At 67.8% G+C, this 20,131-nt stretch carries 18 protein-coding genes and 2 pseudogenes; 7 read left to right on the top strand and 13 right to left on the bottom strand.

The window, feature by feature from the left end; all coding sequences use genetic code 11:
- Positions 1–283: 283 nt before the first annotated feature.
- Positions 284–499, top strand: a pseudogene (locus tag WH5701_RS16555) (CPP1-like family protein); the annotation flags it as partial.
- A 72-nt stretch (positions 500–571) separates the two neighbouring features.
- On the opposite strand, the pseudogene WH5701_RS02350 reads toward WH5701_RS16555, so the two are convergent.
- The 6 genes and pseudogenes from WH5701_RS02350 to WH5701_RS02325 all read right to left on the bottom strand — a co-directional run.
- Positions 572–1,264, bottom strand: a pseudogene (locus WH5701_RS02350) (N-acetylmannosamine-6-phosphate 2-epimerase); the annotation flags it as partial.
- Between the two features lie 10 nt (positions 1,265–1,274).
- A complete protein-coding gene (locus WH5701_RS02345) occupies positions 1,275–2,588 on the bottom strand; it encodes a hypothetical protein (RefSeq protein ID WP_156776497.1) in 1,314 nt (437 codons plus the stop codon).
- Positions 2,585–3,457: an ABC transporter permease gene (locus tag WH5701_RS02340; RefSeq protein WP_006170292.1), complete on the bottom strand. Its 873-nt coding sequence runs from the start codon at positions 3,455–3,457 to the stop codon at positions 2,585–2,587. The genes WH5701_RS02345 and WH5701_RS02340 overlap by 4 nt, the downstream gene beginning before the upstream one ends.
- Before the next feature lie 60 nt (positions 3,458–3,517).
- Positions 3,518–4,525 carry a daunorubicin resistance protein DrrA family ABC transporter ATP-binding protein gene (locus WH5701_RS02335; protein WP_006170291.1) on the bottom strand — a complete coding sequence of 336 codons (1,008 nt, stop codon included), beginning with the start codon at positions 4,523–4,525 and terminating at the stop codon, positions 3,518–3,520.
- A gap of 52 nt (positions 4,526–4,577) precedes the next feature.
- Entirely contained in the window at positions 4,578–5,576 is a 999-nt protein-coding gene (locus WH5701_RS02330; protein ID WP_006170290.1) for a heme o synthase, read from the bottom strand.
- Complete coding sequence (locus WH5701_RS02325) at positions 5,569–6,573, bottom strand: heme A synthase (RefSeq protein ID WP_006170289.1); 1,005 nt, start codon at positions 6,571–6,573, stop codon at positions 5,569–5,571. The genes WH5701_RS02330 and WH5701_RS02325 overlap by 8 nt, the downstream gene beginning before the upstream one ends.
- Positions 6,574–6,773: 200 nt before the next feature.
- On the opposite strand from WH5701_RS02325, the gene WH5701_RS02320 reads away from it, so the two are divergent.
- From WH5701_RS02320 to WH5701_RS02305, 4 genes are all read left to right on the top strand, one after another.
- Positions 6,774–7,673 (top strand): cytochrome c oxidase subunit II, encoded by a 900-nt coding sequence (locus WH5701_RS02320; RefSeq protein ID WP_037979431.1) that lies wholly within the window; start codon positions 6,774–6,776, stop codon positions 7,671–7,673.
- An 87-nt stretch (positions 7,674–7,760) separates the two neighbouring features.
- Complete coding sequence (ctaD, locus tag WH5701_RS02315; RefSeq protein ID WP_006170287.1) at positions 7,761–9,431, top strand: cytochrome c oxidase subunit I; 1,671 nt, start codon at positions 7,761–7,763, stop codon at positions 9,429–9,431.
- A 167-nt stretch (positions 9,432–9,598) separates the two neighbouring features.
- A complete protein-coding gene (locus tag WH5701_RS02310) occupies positions 9,599–10,165 on the top strand; it encodes a cytochrome c oxidase subunit 3 (protein WP_006170286.1) in 567 nt (188 codons plus the stop codon).
- A 96-nt stretch (positions 10,166–10,261) separates the two neighbouring features.
- Positions 10,262–10,696, top strand: a complete 435-nt coding sequence (locus WH5701_RS02305; RefSeq protein ID WP_006170285.1) for an AbrB family transcriptional regulator — start codon at positions 10,262–10,264, stop codon at positions 10,694–10,696.
- 27 nt (positions 10,697–10,723) lie between these two features.
- On the opposite strand, the gene WH5701_RS02300 is transcribed toward WH5701_RS02305, so the two are convergent.
- Together WH5701_RS02300 and WH5701_RS02295 are read right to left on the bottom strand one after the other, a co-directional pair.
- Complete coding sequence (locus WH5701_RS02300; protein ID WP_006170284.1) at positions 10,724–11,320, bottom strand: HdeD family acid-resistance protein; 597 nt, start codon at positions 11,318–11,320, stop codon at positions 10,724–10,726.
- A 44-nt stretch (positions 11,321–11,364) separates the two neighbouring features.
- The gene (locus WH5701_RS02295) at positions 11,365–12,015 is read right to left on the bottom strand and encodes a riboflavin synthase (RefSeq protein WP_006170283.1); all 651 of its coding nucleotides are present in this window, start codon (positions 12,013–12,015) and stop codon (positions 11,365–11,367) included.
- A gap of 55 nt (positions 12,016–12,070) precedes the next feature.
- On the opposite strand from WH5701_RS02295, the gene WH5701_RS02290 reads away from it, so the two are divergent.
- Together WH5701_RS02290 and WH5701_RS02285 are read left to right on the top strand one after the other, a co-directional pair.
- On the top strand, positions 12,071–12,679 hold the full coding sequence (locus WH5701_RS02290; RefSeq protein WP_006170282.1) for a bifunctional nuclease family protein: 609 nt from the start codon (positions 12,071–12,073) through the stop codon (positions 12,677–12,679).
- Positions 12,645–13,823, top strand: coding sequence for an aldo/keto reductase (locus WH5701_RS02285; RefSeq protein ID WP_232201765.1), 1,179 nt, complete (start codon positions 12,645–12,647; stop codon positions 13,821–13,823). The genes WH5701_RS02290 and WH5701_RS02285 overlap by 35 nt, the downstream gene beginning before the upstream one ends.
- On the opposite strand, the gene WH5701_RS02280 is transcribed toward WH5701_RS02285, so the two are convergent.
- From WH5701_RS02280 to topA, 5 genes are read right to left on the bottom strand one after another with little or no spacing between them, the layout of a single operon-like run.
- Positions 13,820–14,854, bottom strand: a complete 1,035-nt coding sequence (locus WH5701_RS02280; RefSeq protein ID WP_232201764.1) for a twin-arginine translocation pathway signal — start codon at positions 14,852–14,854, stop codon at positions 13,820–13,822. The two genes, WH5701_RS02285 and WH5701_RS02280, sit on opposite strands and share 4 nt — an antisense overlap.
- A gap of 53 nt (positions 14,855–14,907) precedes the next feature.
- Complete coding sequence (locus WH5701_RS02275; protein WP_006170279.1) at positions 14,908–16,062, bottom strand: nicotinate-nucleotide--dimethylbenzimidazole phosphoribosyltransferase; 1,155 nt, start codon at positions 16,060–16,062, stop codon at positions 14,908–14,910.
- A 6-nt stretch (positions 16,063–16,068) separates the two neighbouring features.
- The gene (locus tag WH5701_RS02270; protein WP_006170278.1) at positions 16,069–16,728 is read right to left on the bottom strand and encodes a DUF2232 domain-containing protein; all 660 of its coding nucleotides are present in this window, start codon (positions 16,726–16,728) and stop codon (positions 16,069–16,071) included.
- 11 nt (positions 16,729–16,739) lie between these two features.
- Entirely contained in the window at positions 16,740–17,312 is a 573-nt protein-coding gene (locus WH5701_RS02265; RefSeq protein ID WP_006170277.1) for a hypothetical protein, read from the bottom strand.
- Positions 17,312–20,065, bottom strand: coding sequence for a type I DNA topoisomerase (gene topA, locus WH5701_RS02260; protein WP_006170276.1), 2,754 nt, complete (start codon positions 20,063–20,065; stop codon positions 17,312–17,314). The genes WH5701_RS02265 and topA overlap by 1 nt, the downstream gene beginning before the upstream one ends.
- Positions 20,066–20,131 lie beyond the last annotated feature (66 nt).

Below are 20,131 nucleotides of genomic sequence, written 5' to 3'. Positions count from 1 at the left end.
GATTACGTCCGCTTTCTGCCCAGCCAGGAAGCCGTGGAAATCCGCGAAGGCAGCCACCTGCCCCCCCAGTTGCCCCTGCTCAAGAGCCGCCACTGGCTGGCGATCGACGAAGCCGAGGCCTGGCGTCTGGAGTTGCAGCAGGACGCGGGCTACCACTGCAGCGAGCCCCTGTTCTGAGCCGCAGCAGCAGGGCCGGCAGGTCTCAATCGCCCCCTGACGCACAGCCACACGCCTCGCGCCTCGATACGCTCGGGCCACGACCCAGCCCCACGCACCGGAGGCCATGACCAACGGTTCTGAACCCGCCCCCAGCGGCAGCCCCTACGAACGGCTTGGCGTCACCCCCGACGCCAGCTTCGATGAGGTGCAGATGGCCCGCCAGCGTCAGCTGGAGGCGGTCGCAGGCGACCCCCAGGCTCGCGCCAAGGTGGAGGCCGCCTACGACGCGGTGGTGATGGAGCGGCTGCGGGAGCGGCAGCAGGGCAAGGTGAGCAGCGGTGCGGTCACCGCCTCCAAGCGCGAGGAGATCAAGCCGGCGCCGGCGAGGGTTCCTTCGTGGCCTTCCCGCGGCCATACGCTCCACGTAGGCGGCCACTTGCAGATCCACCCCTGTGATGGCGGTGCCCACGACCACAGAGTCCGCTCCCGCCGCCAGAGCCCTGGCCGCCTGATCTGCGGAGGAGATTCCCCCTTCGCAGATCAGAGCGGTTTCAGGTGGCAACTGCTGGCGCAAAAGCGGTAGCAACTCCCAGGCCGGGGGGCGTTGATCAGCTGTGGATTCGGTGTAACCGAACAAGGTGGTTCCCACCCACTGACAGCCGCAAGCCGCCGCGCTCAGTCCATTCTCGAGGCTGTCGGCATCAGCCATCAGCGGGGCCCCCAGATCGCGCTGGGACCGCTCGATCAGACTGGCCAGATCCTCCCCGCCCGGGCGGAACCTGGCGGTTGCATCGATCGCCACGATGTCGGCCCCTGCCGCCCACACAGCCCGCACCTCCTCCCAGCCCGGAGTGATGTACACGGAGCTGTCGGGGTAGACCCGCTTCCAGAGGCCAACGATCAGGGCCCCGGGGCAGCGCTGCCGCACGGCACCGATGTGCTCTGGGCTCTCGAGGCGAACCCCGACAGCACCATTGGCCAGGCTGGCCTCCGCCATCGCGGCGATCACCGAGGGATCACGCATCGGAGATCCCTGGGGAGCCTGGACCGAAACGATCAGACGGCCCTGCAGCGCTCCTCGAAGAAGGCGCGGATCAACGACCATGGTCAGGGCCTCAGGAGGCCTGACGATGGTCGTCCTGCTCAAGAGTGTCCGGCAGCCAGGAACGCAGCGAGTCGAGGGCGGGATGACTGGGAGCGGGCGCGGGCGATGAAGTCGACGGCCGGTTCGCCCGAGCACCGCGGCCTGCGGCGCTGCCGGATTCGTTACGGCCCCGCCGCTGGGCCTGCCGGGTGGGCTGAGGCGGCTGCTGCAGCGCGAAGGGAGGCGGAGCGATCGGGCCCCGGGAAGCAGGCTGCTGGGCAGGGAAGGAATCCACCAGCGGGTCAGGAGGTGTAAAGGCCCCAGGGACAGCCTGGTACTCGCTCAGCCGCGGAGTCTGGGCTGAGGCAGCCGCAGGTTCCTGGGGCATCAAGGACTCCTCCTCCTCCTCGTTGCCAAAGGTGCTGACCACCTCCTCGACGCAGTCCTTGAACAGGCCGCGCAGGCGGGAGAAGGGATTGCGCCGAGGCCCAGCGGGCTTTTCAGGGGCCGCTTCCGCCGGAGTGGGATCAGCCGGAATGGCGAAAGCCTCGGTTGGAGCCTCCTCCTGGAGTTGAGTCTGGGATACAGACAGGGGTTTAGCCTCCACCGGCGGAAAGGCCTCCAGTTGCAGCTCCGCGGGCGGGGCCATCAGCGGCGGAACGATCGGGGGAGCCAGGGGCTTCTCCGCCAACTCCGACTGCATCGTGAAGATGGCCTGCACGTTGAAACTGGGCAGCGGTTCGAGGCCGGGAATCGGGCCGAAAGCTTCCGCCAGGGGGGGCAACGGCTCAGTGACCGAAGCAACTGCCGGCTCAGGAGCAGCCTCGTCAAAGGCGACAGGCTCAAAAGCAGCAGGTTCGACGACTGCCACGTCCTTGGGCTCAGGCTGAACGGTTTCCCCGTCGTCACCGGCTACCGCGGGCTCGGACTCAGGCTCAACCGGCTGGTCAAGGCCGGTCGGCACCAGCCACTCTGCGGGCAGGGGGACGGAATCCTCCAGCACGGGAGGGGTGAGCAACGGCTCCATCGCCGGGGAGATCGTGGCACCCCCTTCAGGCCTGGAACCATGGAGAGCTTCGGTGGCAACAACGGCCGCCGGGGTTGGACGCACCAGTTGTTCGCGCCACCAGAGCCGTGCCGTCTCATCGATAGCCTGGCCCTGGATCAGGCACTCCAGCGCTTCAACCCCATGGCGGTGGGCCCAGCGCAGGGAGTGGGCCGCGAGCAGGGCACCATCCCGCTGCTCCAGAGCCTGGAGCAGGTCCTGCGGAGAGAGCCTTGAGCTGCCATGGGACATCGGGTCAGCAGCAAGGAGGGGATGGGTGGTGGACACGGAGAGACTCAACTGAGTTTGCGATCCAACAGAGGCCGGATCAGGAGAAAGAGGCCGATGGCGAGGGCGGCGAGTATTCCCAGGCAGGTCAGGCCGGTGAGATCCCCGTAGGGAGCTTCGAGCACAACGGCCTGAAGGGAGAAGCTGCCGGCGTAGGCAGCGCGAATGGGTTCTATGGCGAAGGTAAGTGGATTCAGGGCCGCAAGCCAGCCCAGCCAGGTGGGCATGAAGGAAATCGGTGCCAGCGCGGTACTGGCGAACAGCAGAGGCAGGTTGGCGACGAAGATCACCGCGATCAACTCGATGTGCCCCGGCAGGGCGAAGGCCAGCCCCAGGCTGAGGGCGGTCACAGCAAAGACCAGCAGCAGCAGGGTCACCAACACCAGCAGCAAACCGGCGCCTCCCGGCCAGCCATATCCCAGCAGGGCTGCAGTGACCATGATTGCCAGGCTCTGGATCAGGCTGAGGCTGGTGATGTAGAGGACCGAGGCCAGCACGATCGAGCTGCGCGAGCGCAAGGGGGCCACCAGCAGCCGGTTGAGGAAGCCGAATTCCCGGTCGAACATCACCGGCAGGCCGGCGTTGAGGGCCGCACTGAAGGCGGTGAACACGATCACCCCTGCCCCCAGGAAGCGGCCGTAGCTCATGCCATCCGGCAGCAGGCCCTCCGGCGCCTTGGCGAAGAGCGCCCCGAACAGCACCAGCCAGATCAATGGCTGCAGCACGCCAGCCACCAGGGTGGAGGGGCGCCGAGCCAACTGAAGGAACAGCCGGCGGGTGAGGGCCAGCGTCTCCTGGCAGAGGTCCGCGAAGGCGGAACGCTGAGCCGGGACCTGATCGGGCGGTGCGGCGTTGAGCGTCAGGGGCGAGGCGCTGGTCATGGCCGGGGGACGGGAGAAGCGGGAGGGCAGGAGATCGGGCGGGACATCACGACAGGGAACTCAGCGCATGGCCTGTTTGCGCTCGGCCTTGGGATCACGGCTGCCGACCACCTCCAGTTCGGCATCCATCAACGTACGGCCGGTGGCCTGGAGGTAGACGTCGTCGAGGCTGGGACGGCTCTGGGACATGGAGAACACGGGCAGCTGAGCCTCACTCAGCTGACGACGCAGCTGATCGATCACGGCCTCCCCATCCACCACCAGGTTGAGGGAATGGCCCTGAGCGCGGTTCACCACCACCTGGCGCACGCCCGGGCAGCCCTGGAGCACCTGCTGAACCCGGGCTGACTCCGACTCATCACTGAATTCACGCACCCGCAGGGTGACGCGATCACCTCCAAGAGCGCGCTTGAGCTCGCTGGGGCTGCCCTCGGCGATCACCCGGCCCCCGTCGAGGATCGCCAGCCGGTCGGCGAGGGCATCGATCTCCTCCAGGTAATGGCTGCTGAGCAGCACCGTGGTGCCGGCGTCTCGCAGCTGCCTCAGCACCTGCCAGATCACGGCTCGGCTTTCGATGTCGAGCCCCACGGTGGGTTCATCCAGCACCAGCACCGAGGGCTGGTGTAGCAGGCCGCTGGCAAGATCCAGGCGGCGACGCATGCCTCCGGAATAGGTGCCGCAGCGACGGTCGATCCACCCACCCATGCCCAGCAGCTGGATCAGTTCGTCGATCCGCTGACGCAGGTGAGGCGTAGCCAGGTGATACAGGGCGCCCTGGAGGCGCAGCATCTCCCGACCAGTGAGGATCTTGTCGATGGCCACCTCCTGGGCCACGTAGCCCAGTCGCTCCCGCACCTGGCGGGGCTGCTGCAGAGCATCGAGCCCAGCCACGCGAACACCACCGGTATCCGGGGCCAGCAGGGTGCAGAGGATGCGCAGGGCCGTGGTCTTGCCAGCCCCGTTGGGTCCGAGCAGGCCATAGAGGCTGCCGGCCGGAACACGCAGGTTGAGGCCATCGAGGGCCGTGACCGGCCCGTACGTCTTGCTGATCTGATCCAGCTGGATCATGGCTTCTGGCTGCGCTGCTGACACTCCTGCCCGGCCAATGGACGCTTGCAATCTAGAAAGCGGGGGAGGGGAGATTGAGCTCAGCCAGCAATTCGCCGGTCTGGAGGCTGAAGATCTCAGCACCGGGAAGCCTGGCCAGCAGCAGCAGCAGGCAGATGCCGAAGAGATAGAGGATCGACCAGCGGAACAATCCCCGGGCCGGGGCCACCTCATCGGGATTGAGGCCCAGCGTGTGGGCCATCTGCAGCAGCCTGGCATTGAAGGGAATGACCAGCAGGCCGTAGAGCCAGCCACCAGTGGGGAGGGCCAGCACCCCCAGCAGGCTCACCAGCACGGTGGCCCGGGCGTAATGGCCGATGGCCTCGGCGGTCACCTCGGTTCCTTTCACCACCGGCAGCATCGGAATACCGACCGAGCGGTAGTCCTCCTTGAGCAGCAGGGCCAGCGCCCAGAAGTGGGCGGGTGTCCAGAGCATCACCAGCCCGAACAGCCACCAGCCGCCCAGGCCCACATGGCCGGTGGCCGCAGCGGCGCCCACCAGGGGGGGGATTGCTCCAGCCACGCCGCCGATGACGATGTTCTGGGTGGTGCGGGGCTTGAGCAGGGCGGTGTAGAGCAACACGTAGCTGCAGAGGCCCAGCAGGGAAAGCGCGGCAGCGAGGCAGTTGACGCCGCTCACCAGCAGTAGGGCAGCCGCACAGGTGAGGGAGACCGCCACGGCGAAGGCGGTGCCGGCCGAAAGCCGACCTGAGGGGAGGGCGCGGCCGCTGGTGCGCACCATGCGCCCATCGAGCTCCTGCTCCCAGAGGCAATTGAGCACTCCGGCGGCCGCGGAGGCCAGGGCGCCGCCGCCGAGGGTGCAGGCCAGGCGAGGTGCCGTCATCGGCCAGCCCTCAGAAAGGGCCATCCCCCCAAGGGTTGTGGCCAGGAGCAGGGGAATCAGCCTTGGTTTGGCGATTTCGAGCCAGGGGGGCAGCCGCACCTTGGAGCGGGAAGGAACCACCTGGTCGCGGCTGCTGAGCTGGGGGCTGAGGCTGGTGGCGCTAACCATGGCAGGACTCGAGGCGGGGGGTCTGGAGCTGAACGGGGGAGATCGCTGCGGAAAGGGAGATCGGCCGGTGGCGCATGGCCAGGGCACTGAGTACGGCCACCAGCAGGGCCGCCGTGAGCTGGTGGGCCACGGTGACCAACGGCACCGCGAGGGAGAGGCGAAGGGTGAGCACCCCGAGGGCGATCTGCAGGCACACCAAAAGCAGCGCCGCCAGGGCATAGGAACCTTGACGGGCCCGTTTCTGGCTCACCAGCAGATGGGCAATCGCCAGCACCACGACCGCAGCGGCCACCGGCGTGGCCAGGTGACGGTGCAAGGCCAGCCAGCTGCAGGCCACCCCTGACTTCAGGCAGCTGCCGGAGGCCCACTGGGTGGCCATCAGGGCACCGCTGACCGCCTGGACGAAGACCGCCAGAGCGGTGACGGCCGAGGCCAGCCACCAGCCATGCCGCCTCAGCCAGGCCAGAGGCGAAGCACCGAGCGGGTCGAGAACCTTGGCGGCGCCAGGCTGGGACATGACGGACTGGGACACGGCCGAGAGGGCCTGTCGTTCAGGTTCGGCCAGCCCTTGGTGGATGGCACTCACCAGGGCGACCAGCACCAGGGCGGTGGAGAGATGGGCCGTGACCACATCGAAACGGAGCAGCTGGGTGACCGTGAGAGCACCGAGCACCCCCTGGAGGGCCACCAGACCAAGGGCTGCGGCGCTGGCGGCAATCAGCCAGGCCGGACGCCGGCTGGCGGGACGCCTGAGCACCACCAGCTGAAGGGCCACGAGCGCCAGACCGACAAGAAAGGCATCCAGCCGGTGGAACCACTCCAGGAACACCTGCAGATTCATCTGACGACCCGGCAGAAAGGTGCCGTAGCAGAGGGGCCAGTCGGGGCAGGCCAGACCGGCTTCCATGACCCTGGTGGCGCCGCCGATGCCCACAAGAGCGATCAGCGCCACCACCAGATGGGAGGTCAGGAGAGTGGTGAGGCGGGCGGATTGCATGGGGGAAAGCTAGCGATCACGGCCGGTGATGCCGTTCGGTTGTGGGGAAGCACGCACGTGTCCGTGCAGGGCCGATCCGCAACGACTCGCCATCATGTGCTGAGTTCCGCACAGGTTTTCGCGGCACACCGAGAGCTTGGGGACGACCCCGAGCGCTGTGCCGGCGATCCCCATATGGTGGAGAGAGCTTTGTCCCAGTCGTGCCGATCCCGTCTGCCGTTCTCAGCCTCGTTGTGGGAATGGCCCTTGTGCTCAGTGGCCTCTGGATTGGCCAGAATGTCGAGCTGCTGCCGGTGGCAGCAAGCCTGAATGCTCCGATTTACGACCAACTCTTCAAGGTTCTCTTCAGCATTGGCAGCATCCTTTTCATCGGGATTTTTGGGCTGCTGGTGTTCAGTCTGATCCGTTTTCGCCGCCGCGAAGGTGAATCCGGAGACGGTGTGGCCGTGGAGGGCAATCTGCAGCTGGAAATTTTCTGGACCGCCATTCCAGCGATCGTGGTGCTGTTCGTGGGCATCTACAGCTACGACATCTATGACCGGATGGGCGGCATGGTTCCCCTCAGCGACCCCCACGCCATGCACGGGGCGATGATGGCTTCGAATGAGAACGATGGCAGCGGCAGTGCCGTGATCCAGGCCTCAGTTCTTGGCACTCCCCCCGAGCCATCCAAGCGGATCTGGGGGGGGATCGGTTCCGGCCAGGTGTCGCCTGGGGCAGCGCTCCCCGTGGAAGTCACCGCGCTCCAGTTCGCCTTCCTCTTCCATTATCCCCAGGGAGACATCACCAGCGGCGAGCTGCATGTGCAGAAAGACCAGCCGGTGGAGCTGCGCATGGAGGCCCGCGATGTGATCCATGCCTTCTGGGTGCCCGAATTTCGTCTCAAGCAGGACGTCATCCCCGGACAGCCCACCCTGTTGACGTTCACTCCGACCAAAACCGGCAGCTATCCGATCATCTGCGCTGAGCTCTGCGGCCCCTACCACGGCGGCATGCGCTCCACGGTGGTGGTGCATGAGCCCGATGAGTTCGCCACCTGGTTCGAGAAAAACAACACCGCAACCGTGGCCATAGCCCCAGGCTCCAACTCCACCGGCTGAGCGAGCAGCCGCACTGAGAGGGCCTGAGGCCCTCAGAATCCGGCCATCCAGCCCCTGAGTCTTCCCCAACGCACCCCGCTCGCCTCCATGACCATCGCTCTTCCGCCCCAGACCAGTTCGTCGCCGCCTGGGCTTCAGCCCGAGGGCTGGCTGCGTTACCTCAGCTTCAGCCTTGATCACAAGGTGATCGGCCTGCAATACATGGTGGCCGGCTTTTTCTTCTATCTCGTCGGCGGGGCGCTGGCCGGGATGATCCGGGTTGAGCTGGTGAGCCCGATCTCGGATTTCCTTGGCCGGGAAACCTACAACGAGGTGCTGACCCTCCATGGCACGGTGATGATTTTCCTCTGGATCGTGCCAGTGGTGAACGGTGCCTTCGGCAACTATCTGATCCCGTTCTATGTCGGTGCCCGCGACATGGCTTTCCCGCGGCTCAACGCTGTGGCCTTCTGGCTGATCCCGCCAGCCGGATTCCTGCTGATCGCCAGTTACTTCATCGGCGGCGCGGCCCAATCAGGTTGGACGGCTTATCCACCCTTGAGTCTGACCACACCGGCGGCCGGTCAGGTGGTCTGGATTCTGAGTGTGCTCCTGCTGGGAGGCAGTTCCATCTTCGGCGGCATCAACTTCATCGCCACGGTCCTGAAGATGCGTCGCCCGGGCCTCAAGATGATGCAGCTGCCGATGTACTGCTGGGCAATGCTCGGCACCAGCATTCTGGTGGTGCTCTCCACTCCGGTCCTGGCGGGCACCCTGGTGCTGCTCAGCTTCGACATCATTGCCCACACCGGTTTCTTCAACCCTGCTCTGGGCGGCAATGCGGTGGTGTATCAGCACCTGTTCTGGTTTTACTCCCACCCTGCCGTATACATCATGGTGCTGCCGGCCTTCGGGCTGGTGAGTGAAATCCTGCCGGTACACGCCCGCAAGCCCCTGTTCGGCTACACCACAATGGTGTATTCGATTCTGGCCATTGTCTTCCTGGGCTTGATCGTGTGGGCTCATCACATGTTCACCAGTGCCACACCGCCCTGGATGCGCCTGTTCTTCACCATCGCCACGGCCTTCATTGCCGTGCCCACCGGCATCAAGTTCTTCAACTGGCTGGCCACCCTCTGGGGAGGCAAGATCGCCCTGAACAGCGCGATGCTGTTCTCCTGCGCCTTCATCGTCCACTTCGTCTTCGGCGGTATCACCGGGGTGGCACTGGCCCAGGTCCCCTTCGACATCCACGTGCACGACACCTACTTTGTTGTGGGTCATTTCCACTACGTGGTGTATGGCGGAACCGTGTTCGTGATCTTCGGCTCGATCTACCACTGGTTCCCTAAATTCACAGGCCGGATGCTGAATGAGGATCTCGGTCGGTTCCACTTCCTGATCACCTTCATCGGCTTCAACCTCTGCTTTGCCCCCCAGCACTGGCTCGGTCTCAACGGCATGCCCCGCCGGGTGGCGGAATACGACCCCCAGTTCACTCTGGTGAATCAGATCAGCAGTGTCGGCGCCCTGCTGATGGCGCTCAGCACCCTGCCGTTCCTGATCAACGTGTTCTGGAGTGCCTTCTCAGGCCGAGTCGCTGGTGACAATCCCTGGAATGCCCTCACGCCGGAGTGGCTCACCAGTTCGCCGCCGCCGGTGGAGAACTGGAAAGGAGAAGCCCCCCTCGTGACACACCCCTACGGCTATGGGATTCCTCCTGGCCAGATCGATCTCGGGGCAGCCACCGGCCGCGAGCTCTGGTCCAGCGGTCAATGACCTTTCCATGGCTCGGTAGTCGCGATGACTCCCGGGCCAGCCTCGTTTCCAGTCGTCCCTGATTTCCTCCTCCATCGCCAGGAGCCGCCATGACAGCTTTCTCCCCAAGCTCGGATCAATCTCCCTCCGACACCCTTGCCGCGCCTCTGGCCGAGGGATCAGCGACGATGGCCCACGGCTCGGCCGAGGAGGGCCACCCCGACCACCGCATGTTCGGCCTGGCCACCTTCCTGGTGGCCGACGGAATGACCTTTGCCGGCTTCTTCGCCGCCTACCTGACCTTCAGGGCCGTGAATCCCTTGCCTGATGGTGCGGTTTACGAGCTGGAGCTGATCCTGCCCACGATCAACACCGTGCTGCTGGTGCTGAGCAGCTTCACCTTTCATCGCGCGGCCAAGCAGTTGCGCCACGACCAACTCGGGGCCTGCCGCCTCTGGTTGCTGATCACCGCCGGCCTTGGCCTGGCCTTCCTGGGCGGCCAGATGGTGGAGTACTTCTCCCTTCCCTTCGGCCTCACCGACAATCTCTACGCCAGCACCTTCTATGCCCTGACGGGATTTCATGGGCTGCACGTGTCGCTGGGGGCTCTGATGATCCTGATCGTCTGGTGGCAGGCCCGCACCCCTGGGCGATTCACGGCCGATCATCACTTCGGCGTAGAAGCCGCCGAGCTCTACTGGCACTTCGTCGATGGAATCTGGTTGATTCTCTACGGGATTCTCTACCTGCTCTGAAGGGAGGACCCTTGCCGAATCTGCATCCTCCTGGCCACAATCGGGGGTAAGACTGTCCCAACCATGCCGAATGTCATGCCGTCTCTCGGCAGAACCATGCTTCAGGGCAAAGAGTTGCTCGACAAGGCCCGCTCCCTGAGCAACTGCTCCGAAGATGAAATCGCCCGGGGATGCGGCTATGTGAGCCCGGGTGGACGGCTGCTCAAGAAGAGTTTCTACCGGGCCCTCGTGGAAGCCAAGGGCTACCGGCTGGGTGGAGCCGCGGCCAGTTCCGGAGCAGGGAAAGGTCGCCAGGCTGAGTTCCGCACCCGCGTGCATGGCAACGGCAACCTGCTGATCGGCCATGCCTACACCCGCCGCATGGGGCTGGAGCCCGGCCAGGAGTTCCACATCCAGATCCACCACGAAACGGGCTCGATCTGGCTCCTGCCCGTCGATGGCAACAGCAGTTCCAGCGAACCCGTGGATGGAGCCGGCGGCGATCCTGATGCCGGCCCAACCAGCGCTCCGCCCTCCCCTCCGCATCCCTGAAAGGCGTGGCGGCAACCGGGCCGGACTTCAGTCCTCATCTGGATGGAAGCTGGCGCCGAAGGCCAGCAGGTCGACACCGCTGAACAGGAAGCTGACCCCCACCAGGATCCCAAGCACCGAGAGCTGACCAGCCAGTTTCATCGAGAGGATCAGGGCGCCGAGCACCAGGGTGACCAGGCCGTTGAGCAATCCCCAGGCCCAGCCGGGTGCACCCCGGTGGCTGATCGCCACCAGTGCCGCCACCAGACCCTCCACCAGAAACACCACCCCCACCGCCAGGGACAGGACCGCCACCTGGTCGGCCACCTGGATCGGCCCGCCGCGGAACTGGGAGATCATCCAGCCGCCGGTGACCAGGAACAGGGTCGAGACCACCAGCCGCCAGAAGGTGTGACGGCGGCTGAGCTGACGTGCCCTGACCAGGTTGTCGATCCAGCCCACCAGCCCCCCCACCAGGAAGGCCAGGGCCACCATTGCCGTGATCCAGAAGGAGGCAACAACCGGGAACACCAGCGCCAGCACCCCCAGCACCACCATCAGCACCCCTTCGGCGATGGTGAAGGTGCGCAGGGCAGTCACCTGGCGCCGCTCGAGAGGACGCAGGGGTGGAAGCGGCGAAGTCATGGAGTCCTATTCAGCGGCTTGGTGGGCCAGGCTACGGCGAGTCTTCAGCCCCAGCCGTGCTCCGCCAGCCAGGCCCGATCCAGCGGTGGCTCTGATGCCCGACGCTGCGGCTCCTGCTGCAGCAAGCGTTCGGTGTACTTCGCCAGCAGATCCGCCTCCAGGTTGACCCGGTCGCCCACCTGCCGCTCCAGCAGCGTGGTGCTCCCCCAGGTGTGGGGGATCACGGCGATCCAGAAGCGCTCCCCGGCCAGGCTGCTGCCCGCCACCGTGAGACTGATGCCATCGACAGCCACGCTGGCCTTGTCGCAGACGTAGCGGCCATAGGCAGGATCCTCCCAGGCCAGCTCCAGCCGCCAGGCGCCCGCGTCCTGCGTCACCGCCAGCACCTTGCCAAGGCCATCGACGTGGCCGCTGACCAGGTGCCCCCCCAGGCGATCCGAAAGCCGCAGCGCCGGCTCCAGATTCACGGCCGCACCGGCTTCGGCCTTGGCGGCCAGGGTGCTGCGCCGCAGCGTCTCCTCACTGACATCGGCGCGGAAGGCATCCGCCATCAGCGCACTGACCGTGAGGCAGACCCCATCGACCGCAACGCTGTCACCGAGGGCCAGCGGATCCAGGCCGCTCAGTCCCTCGATGGTGACGCCGTGGGCATGGCGCCGCAGGCGGCCCACCGCCTGAACCAGACCGGTAAACATGGGGGGCTGCGGCGCTGCTGGCCATAATCGGACAAAGGGTCAGCGCTTCAGAACCATGGTGGAGATGCGCGTTGCCGGAATCGCCCTGGATGCGGCCAGCCGCAGTCCGATCGTGCTGCTGCGGGACCCGTCCGGCCGCCGGCAGGTGCCGATCTGGATCGACCAGGCCCAGGCCCAGAACATTCTCGCGGGCCTGGGGGGAACGACCCCGCCCAGGCCCCTCAGCCACGACCTGATGGCCGCGCTGATGGCCGTGGGCGGGGTCAGCCTGGAGAGGGTGATCATCCACTCGATCGAGGACGCCACCTTCCGGGCCGTGCTCAAGCTCACCGATTCCGACGGCGAGGCCAGCGAACTCGACTGCCGGCCCAGCGATGCGATCGCCCTGGCCCTGCGCACCGGCAGCGGCATCTGGATGCTGGAGGAGGTGGTGGCCGATGCCTCGATCCCGGTGGATTCCGAGGCCGATGCCGAGGAGAAAGCCGATTTCCGCCGCTTTCTCGACCAGGTGAGCCCCGCCGAGCTGATCCGCAATCTCAGCAGGGCCCAGCGCCAGGAGAGCCCTGACGTCGACGACGACGAGTCGGGCCCAGACACTGCAGGCAACGGTCCCACCAACGGCCCAATGGATGAACCGCCAGCCCCCTCCTCCAGCAACTCCTGAGGCCGGCGTGCCACCAGAGCGGCGCCCGTTCGGCACGGGCCCTGAGGTCTCCCTGTTCACCCTGGGCACGATGCGGGCCCTCGGCAGCCCCGAGCAGATGCTGGAGGTGCTGGAGGCTGCCCTAGATGTGGGGATCAACCACATTGAGACGGCCCCCTCCTACGGGCCGGCGGAGGTTTACCTGGGCCAGGCCCTGGCCCGGATCGGTGCCTGCCGCCCCAGTGAGCGCGGCGATCTGGTGCTCACCAGCAAGATCCTGCCCGGTGCCTCCCTCGAGAGCGGCCAGGCCCAGCTGCGCGCGAGCCTCGAGCGGCTCGGGGCAGGCCGCCTCGACAACCTCGCGGTGCATGGGATCAACAGGCCCGAGCACCTGGACTGGGCCCTCCATGGGGCGGGGGCCCGGCTGCTGGAGTGGGCCCTGGCGCAGGGGCTGGTGGGTCAGCTGGGGTTCAGCAGCCATGGCTCCACCCCCTTGATCGAGCAGGCCCTGGCCAGCGGGCGGTTCAGCTTCTGCAGCCTGCACCTGCATCTCTTCGATCAGGAGCGGCTGCCGCTGGCCCAGCGGGCCCTGGCCGGGGGCCTCGGGGTCTTGGCCATTTCACCGGCCGATAAGGGCGGGCGCCTCTACGACCCTCCCCCGGAGCTGATCGCCGACTGCGCGCCCCTGGAACCCCTGCGGCTGGCCTACCGATTCCTGCTGGCCCAGGGAATCAGCAGCCTGACCCTCGGGGCCGAGCGAAGGCAGGATCTGGAACTGGCCAGGCAACTCACGGCCGCTGCCGGCCCCCTGGAAAACGAGGAGCTCAGTGCCCTCGACCGCCTGGAGGCCAGCGGCCGCGCCCGCCTCGGCGCCGAGCGCTGCGGCCTATGCCGGGCCTGCCTGCCCTGTCCCAGCGGCGTACCGATCCCCGAGCTGCTGCGGCTGCGCAATCTGGCCCTGGGCCATGGCATGGAGGCCTTCGCCAGCGAGCGCTACAACCTGATCGGCAGGGCAGGCCACTGGTGGGAAGCGCTGGATGCCAGTGCCTGCCGATGCTGCGGCGCCTGTCTGCCCCGCTGTCCCCATGGGCTGGAGATCCCAGCCCTGCTGGCCGACACCCACCGGCGCCTGGCAGCGGCCCCGCGACGCCGGCTCTGGGGCTAGGAGCCGCTGCGGTCCCAGAGCGATTGCAACTGGCGACGCTGGTCCTCCGCCAGCGGCGGCAGGGAGGTGCAGCGCGCCAGCACGGCCGGCTGCGGATAGAGCAGGGCGGCCACCGCTGGCGGCCAGCTGGAGAGCGCAGCGGCCAGGAGCTCCCGGCGCAGTGGCGGCACCCAGCCGGCCGCCAGCAGGCGGTTGAGCAGGGGCATCTCCCGCGCCTGCAGCAACCAGCGCAGCGGCGGGACTTCCCGGGTCTGGGCCGGGCGCAGCAGCAGGTTCCACCAGAGGGCCGACCCGCTGGCAGGAAGCAGGGCGGTCAGGCGGGTGTCGCTGCGCAGCAGCGGCAGCACCCTCTGGCTGGGCAGCACGGCGGCCTCCACCCGGCCGGAGAGCAACAGGTTGAGGCCATCGCGATCATCGAAGGCGGCGGCCTGGCGGCGCAGCCGGCTGAGCTGATCGCCCAGGCGGAGGTCCCCGAGGCTGGCGCGATCGCCCGGAGGCAACCCCAGCTGACGCAGGGCCAGATCAATCACCAGCCGCGGCGAGGAGGGCAGCAGCAGCTCCCCCCGCAGGCTGGGATCCAGCAGCAGCGACCAGCCCTCAGCCGCCCGGGCCACCAGATCACGGCGGTTGCGCAGCACCAGCAACCAGGTGCCGAAGGCCCAGGGATAGGCCAGGGGTGCGGCTGGTTCAGGGCGAAACAGGCGGCTGAGCGGCTGGGCCTCGGGCGCCAGCCCCTCCCACAGCTCAGCAGCGGCTGGGGATCCCGCAGACACGAACGGCTGCCAGTCCGTGGCTTCCCTCGCATCCAGCCAGCCGTCCCCGAGCTGCACCAGGGCTGCTGCATGGGCCGAGAGAACCGCTGCGGGGCCATCCACGGGCATGGCCCGCCAGGGATCCGGAAGACGCTTCGCCCAGGCAGCGGGCAACTCCCCGCGCCCGTAGACCAGCTGAACAGCAGAATTCCTGCCGCAGCCCCCGACCAGGCCCAGGCCTGCCAGGGCGGAGAGCTGCAGCAGCCTGCGGCGGCTCATGGAGCAGCTGAGGGGGCGGGGATCGGCCTGCATGGCTGGACCCTAGGAGGCGATCAGGTGCTCTCCTCCAGCCTCTCCATGGCTTGATCACAGGCGGCAGCCAGGGCCCCTGTGGAGCGGCCGCTCAGCTCCCAGAGCAGGGCCAGACCGCCTGCCCCCACCCCCTCCTTGACGTACCCCCGCTCGTAATCGCGCAGGGCGGCGCTGCGGCAGTGGCCAAAGCGCAGGGAACTGGCAAAGGCCATCGGCCTCACCCCCCAGCGCTCCCCGAGGCGTTCCAGCAACAGGCTGAGGTCGCTGCCGGGTTCCTGGGCCACCCAGGCGGTGGTGGCGAGGGCCCCATATTCCGCCAGACAGGGGCGCTGGTGGGCCGGCGCCAGGGCCAGGGCCAGGGCCAGCACGGCGGCCATCTGGCTGCCACCGGCCAGCAGCACCGGCACCCGCCGGCCTGCGGCCCCGAGCAGCACCCCCGCCGCCAGAGCCTGCATCGGGTCGCCCACGGCAGCCAGCACCGCCTGGGGATCCAGCGCCAGCAGTGCTCCGGGAACCGGTCCAGCCGCCGCTGCCGCCAGCCCCCGAGCCGTGAGCTCGCGCTTGAGCGCATGGGCCGGCTGGCGCAGGCTGCCGCTCACCAGGCCCGCAGCCTCCACCCCCAGGCCGGTGAGCACTGCCTGGGCCGTGCTGGTGCCCCCAGGGACGCATTCGGCGATCAATACAGGGGCCGGCTCGCCGGTAGCGGTGTCGTGGCGGGCCGCCACCCAGCGGGCTGCCCAGCGCTGCCCCAGGCGCAGCAGCCGCTCCACCCGTTGCCGCGGCATCGCCGCACCGCTGCTGAGGCAGCGGGCCGGTGTGCCGCCCAGGCGCAGATGGGGCACCGCCGGGGCCACCGCACAGCCCAGGTCGGCCACCAGGGGCACCAGGGCCAGCTCCCGGCAGACCACATGGGAGATCAGGGCCGGGCTGACCCCGGCGGGGAGGGGTGGAAGGGCATGGGGCCGCAGCCCTGACGGGCCGAGCAGGAGCAGTTCGGCGTCGGCGGCCGCCGTACGACGACGCACCTCAGGGGTGGCCCCGGCTGCGGAGATGCCCGGCACCTCGGCGGTGTCGGTGCCGGCGAGCAGCAGCAGCACCTGGCTGGCGGGCCAGTCGCGCGCAAGGCGCTCGCACCAGCGGCGTGACTGGTCCGGGTCACCGCAGAGGCTGATCAAGGGGAATCAGAGGGGATCGAGCGCCACCAGGGAACGCAACTGGGGCGGCGGCTCACTGATCGGGGCCTGCAGCCGCGGAAAGATCCAGTACGCCACCGCATGCAGAGCGAGCACGTAGATCAGGTTCTGCACCAGCACCAGGACCAGGGCCATGAGCTGCACCTGCAGCAGGTCAGGGCCGACCCCCAGGTTGAGCAGGGAGCTGAGGCGCTCGAGCAGGCCGGCGGCGGCGGCGGTGATCAGCACCCAGAGGTTCTCCCCCAGCAGCAGCGAGAGCACGGCCACCCGCACCAGAAAGCCGGCACTGCCGATCAGCAGGCCCACGCTCCAGGTGAGCCACCAGCTGCGGCGCTCGGCCCAGCCCCATCCCAGCCACAGGGCCAGCAGTCCGTAGGGGAACAGCACCAGCGGGCCCCGGATCGGGCCCATCAGCGCCACCAGCAGCAGAGACGCCACCACCGCCCCCTCCCAACCGGGCCGCCAGCCCTGACGTACCTGCAACAGGGCCAGGGGGAGGGGCAGGGCGAGGCGAAACAGGGCTCCGCCCACGGGCAGGTAGTACAGACCTGCCCAGAGCAGGGCGGTGGCGGAGGCCAGATAGGCGGTTTCCACCAGCTGACGGGCCTGGCGGCGGCTGAGGCTGGTGTTGGGAGACGGCGGAGGCATCACAGCGGGACTCAGCGGGGGGCCGGGGCGGGGCTGGAAGCCGGGGCGGAAGGACTGGCACCAGCAGCGGCGGCGGCACGGCCTCCCTCGGAGGGCATCCGCTCGATCGTCTCCACTTCGAAGCTCACCCCGGCGGCCCGCAGGGCCTCGGTGACCACCTCGGCGGGGGCGGAGGGGTCAGCCCCGGGCAACTTGATGGTGATCCGGTAGGCGGCGGAACTGGCGGTGGACCTTGGGGGAGACCCTGAACCCTGGGCGCCTGCGGCTGGCTTGACCGGCTTGGAGGCAGAAGCTCCATCGGGCTTGGTGGCGGCAACCCCACCGGGCTTGGCCGCTCCGCTGGCCGCAGCCGTGGCCGCCGGCGGGGAGGGCGACGTGGACGGGGATGTCGCAGCGGCTTGTCCGGCAACTGGGCTGGGAGAAGCAGTTCCAGTGGCTGTACCTGCGGCGGCAGGCGTGGCCGGTGCGCCGAAACTGCCGGAGAGCCGCTCACCCAGCGGTGTGCCGCTGCAGCCGGCCAGGCAGGAGAGGAGGACAGCCGCCAGCCCAACCTGGCTCAGGCCACGGGCGAGGGGCCGGGCCATCAACTCTGGCCGGCCTGGATGATCCGCACCGCGCTGGCCCTGGGGCGACCGGTCTTGGTGGTGGAGGGGATCTTGGGCTTGGTGGCGGCGTCGGCTTTGGCTTTGGCCTTGGGCTGAGCTTTCGGCTTGGCCTTGGACGCGGTGGTGCTGGCTTTGCTGGCGGCGGCTTTCGTCGCAGCGGTCTTGCCGGTCTTGCCCTTGCCGCTGGCGGCCTTGGCAGCCAGCAACTCCACAGCCTGCTCGATGGTGATGGCCTCGGCGCCCATGCCCTCGGGCAGAGAGGCGTTGACCTTGCCCTGCTTCACATAGAGGCCGTAAGGGCCATCGAAGACCTGGATGGCTTCGCTCGCTCCCTCGGGGGTGCCCAGATCCTTCAGGGCGGTGCGCCCACCCCGACCACGCTTGGGCATGGCCAGGAGCTCCAGGGCCCGGGAGAGGCCCACCACCAGCACATCGTCCTCGGCCTTGAGCGAGCGGTAATCCTTTTCGCCCTTGCCCTTGTCGTGCACCACATAGGGGCCGAAGCGCCCCAGGCCCGCCTGCACCTTGCCGCCCTCGGGGTGCTCCCCCAGCAGCCTCGGCAGCCGCAGCAGGCCGAGGGCATCCTCAAGACTGAGCTCGTCAGGTTTGATGCCCTTGGGCAGGGAGGCCCGCTTCGGCTTGGGGATCTCATCGCTCGCCTGGCCCCGCTGCAGATAGGGGCCGTATTGACCGAAGAGCAGGTAGATGGCCTCGCCGGTTTCCGGGTCGACGCCGATGGACTCGGGACCTTCGCTCTTCTGGCGGAGGATCAGCTCAGCCTGCTCGCCGTCGAGTTCTGCCGGGGTGATCTCCTGGGGCAGGGTGGCCTTGATCAGCTCTTCGCTGCCGTCGTCGGCCACCTTTTTGGCCTCGAGGTAAGCACCGAAGCGGCCAATCCGCACCACACAGGGGAGACCCTCCAGCTCGATCGTGCGTGAGACGGTGGGGTCGATGTCGTCCTCCCGCTGCTGCACCTGGGTTTCCAGGCCCTTCTCCCCTTTGTAGAAGTCGGTGAGGTAGGGGAGCCACTCCAGCTTGCCGGTGGAGATCTCGTCCAGGCTCGACTCCATCCGAGCGGTGAAGCTGGTGTCCACCAGGTCGGGGAAATGGCCCTCCAGCAGAGCGGTCACGGCAAAGGCCGTGAAGCTGGGGGTCAGGGCATGGCCCGCGAGAGTGGCGTAGCCCCGATCGACGATGGTGCCGATGATGCTGGCGTAGGTGGAGGGGCGGCCGATGCCCTCCTTCTCCAGCATCTTCACCAGGGCAGCCTCGCTGTAGCGCGCCGGCGGCTGGGTCTGGTGGCCGAGGGCTTCGACCCCGGCGCAGGCTGGCCGATCATCGACGGCCAGGGAAGGCAGAAGCACCTCCTGGCCTTCGAGGGCGGCGTCTGGATCGTCGCTGCCCTCCACATAGGCCCGGAAGAACCCCGGAAAATCGATGCGCTTGCCGCTGGCGCGGAAGCTGGCTTCAGCCACCTGCAGCTCCACGCTCAGCATCGTCAGCCGCGCCTCGGCCATCTGGGAGGCCACCGTGCGCTTCCAGATCAGCTCGTAGAGGGCCAGATCCTTGCCATCCAGGCCAGTGTCCCTGGGGGTGCGGAAGGCATCGCCAGAGGGGCGGATCGCCTCGTGGGCCTCCTGGGCGTTGCGGGCCTTGGTGGTGAATTGGCGCGGAGCCGGGCTCAGATACTCGGTCCCGTACTTCTCGCTGACACAGGCGCGGGCGGCGTTGATCGCCTGATCGGAGAGATGCACCGAGTCGGTGCGCATGTAGGTGATGAAGCCGCGCTCGTAGAGCCCCTGGGCGGTGCGCATGGTGTCGCGGGCCGAGAGGCGCAATTTGCGGTTGGCCTCCTGCTGCAGGGTGCTGGTGGTGAAGGGCGGCACCGGCTTGCGCGTGGTGGGCTTGGCCTCCACCTCCGCCACCCGCCAGGGCTGGCTGAGCACCGCTTCGCGCAGGCTGCGGGCTTCCGATTCCTCCAGCAGGCGCACCTTGCTGCCGGCCTTGAGAGCACCGGTGGTTTCATCGAAGTCGGAGCCCCCGGCGATCTTCTCGCCGGCGACATGGGTGAGCCTGGCCTCGAAGCCACTGCCGTCATGCTCCAGGCGGGCCTTGAGATCCCAGTAGGAACCGCTGCGGAAGGCCCGGCGGGCCCGCTCCCGCTGCACCAGCAGCCGCACCGCCACCGACTGCACCCGACCGGCGGAGAGGCCCCAGGCCACCTTCTTCCAGAGCAGGGGCGAGAGGGTGTAGCCCACCAGCCGATCCAGGATGCGGCGAGTCTCCTGGGCATGGACCAGCTCCATATCCAGATCACGGGTCTCCTCAAGGGCGCGTCCGATCGCCTCCTTGGTGATCTCGTGAAACACCATCCGCTTGACGGGCACCTTGGGGTTGAGCAGCTGCTGCAGGTGCCAGCTGATGCTCTCCCCCTCCCGGTCCTCGTCGGTGGCCAGCAGCAGCTGATCGGCGCCCTTGAGGGCCTCCTTCAGCTCCTTGACCACCTTTTTCTTGTCCTTCGGAACCACGTAGAGCGGTTCGAACTGGTGGGCGGTGTTGACGCCGAGGTTGGCCCACTTCTCGCCCTTGTGGGCAGCCGGAATCTCACTGGCGTTGTTGGGCAGATCACGCACGTGTCCCATCGACGCCTCGACCCGGAAATCCTTCGGCAGGTAGCCGCGGATGGTGCGGGCCTTGGTGGGGCTCTCGACGATGACCAGCGTGTGCGCCACAGGCAGGCATAAACCGATCCCCTCTTTATCGCATCGGGGGGCCACCCTGCCGAACAAGGCCACAAA

The sequence above is a fragment of the Synechococcus sp. WH 5701 genome, from assembly GCF_000153045.1.
Lineage (GTDB): Bacteria > Cyanobacteriota > Cyanobacteriia > PCC-6307 > Cyanobiaceae > Regnicoccus_A > Regnicoccus_A antarcticus.
This window is presented reverse-complemented; position numbering and strand designations above follow the sequence as displayed.